The following is a 1461-nucleotide window of genomic DNA, read 5'->3' on the forward strand; positions in this document are numbered from 1 at the left end:
GGACATTCGTCGACGCGTGGACGCGAAAGAAGTCGTGATCGGCTTCGGTCATCCGGTGTACACGATCTCCGATCCACGCAACAAGGTGATCAAGGAAATCGCGAAGAAGCTGGCGAAGGAAGCCGGCGATACCAAGCTTTACGACATCGCTGAGCGGCTTGAAACAACGATGTGGGACGCGAAGAAGATGTTCCCGAACCTGGACTGGTTCAGCGCGGTGTCATATCACGCGATGGGCGTGCCCACAGCCATGTTCACGCCGCTGTTCGTGATCTCGCGGACCTCGGGCTGGAGCGCCCACATCATTGAACAACGTATCGATAACAAGATCATCCGGCCGAGCGCAAATTACACCGGTCCCGAAAATCTGAAGTTCCAATCTATAAATAAGCGAAAATAGCGCGCTGCGTGCGCCGGATAGCCCGAATCGGCGCGCGTGCTTTCGCAAAACGGGCCAATGCAGCCGGTCATTTCACCCACGAAATGGCACTGCAAACGCCCCGATTGAACATTTAAACGAAATTTAGAAAGGCTGTCATAGATGAATAAACTCCTGATCGCTAGCGTTGTCGGCGCCCTGTCTCTCTCGGGCATGCTCGCCAGCACGAGCGCACTGGCCGCAGATGCCACAACCACGACTACCACTGCCCCGGCCAAATCGACGACGGCCAAGAAGGCAGTCGCAAAACGCCCCGCACCGGCCCGCCGCCTGATCAAGCGCAAACCCGCCGCAGAAGCCAAAGCTGCAGCAAAAGTGGACCCGATCCCGGAAGGTTCGACGAAATGGTCCTGCGCTGAAGGTCTGGCCTTCTTCCTGAAAGGCGACATGAAGCGTGACCAGGTCGTGACCGTCAACTGGGCGAAGAAGGACTATCAATTGCCGCGTGAAAACACCACGACTGGTGCAGACCGCTTCCACGATGCAGCAACGGGCATGGATCTGGTCGTGATCCCGAGCAAGGCCATGTTGTTCTCGGACAAGGACTCATCGCGTCTCGCCGACGAATGCAAGACGGATGAAATGGCTGCCGCAGGTACACCGGCACCGACGCAATCCAACGAACTGATCAAGAACGTCAAGTAAGTTTTTACCAGAGGTTTCTCGATGTCCGCACCGATTTCAAACGTCCGGCCCGAGCCGGATCGAGTATTAGTCGATATCGTCGACTATGTTCTCAACTTTCAAGTCGACAGCACGCTCGCGCTCGACACCGCGCGCAACTGCCTGATCGATACGCTCGGTTGCGGACTCGAAGCCCTGACCTACCCTGCCTGCACCAAGCTGATGGGACCCATCGTGCCCGGCACGATTGTCCCCAACGGCGCCAAGGTGCCCGGCACCTCTTTCCAGCTCGACCCGGTTCAGGCTGCGTTCAACATTGGCGCGATGATCCGCTGGCTCGACTTCAACGACACATGGCTTGCTGCCGAATGGGGCCATCCGTCGGACAATCTCGGCGG

The 1461-nt window shown here is 57.6% G+C and carries 3 protein-coding genes; all 3 read left to right on the forward strand.

Annotated features, from left to right (window positions below; translation table 11 throughout):
• A partial coding sequence (locus BSU04_RS26830; protein WP_306427231.1) for a citrate/2-methylcitrate synthase occupies window positions 1-400 on the forward strand: 400 nt, incomplete at its 5' end.
• 141 nt (window positions 401-541) lie between these two features.
• Window positions 542-1084 carry a hypothetical protein gene (locus BSU04_RS26835; RefSeq protein WP_089163412.1) on the forward strand — a complete coding sequence of 181 codons (543 nt, stop codon included), beginning with the start codon at window positions 542-544 and terminating at the stop codon, window positions 1082-1084.
• Between the two features lie 21 nt (window positions 1085-1105).
• Window positions 1106-1461: MmgE/PrpD family protein (locus tag BSU04_RS26840; RefSeq protein ID WP_179258458.1), on the forward strand; the 356-nt coding region annotated here is incomplete at its 3' end.

The organism is Caballeronia sordidicola (assembly GCF_002220365.1).
Lineage (GTDB): Bacteria > Pseudomonadota > Gammaproteobacteria > Burkholderiales > Burkholderiaceae > Caballeronia > Caballeronia sordidicola_C.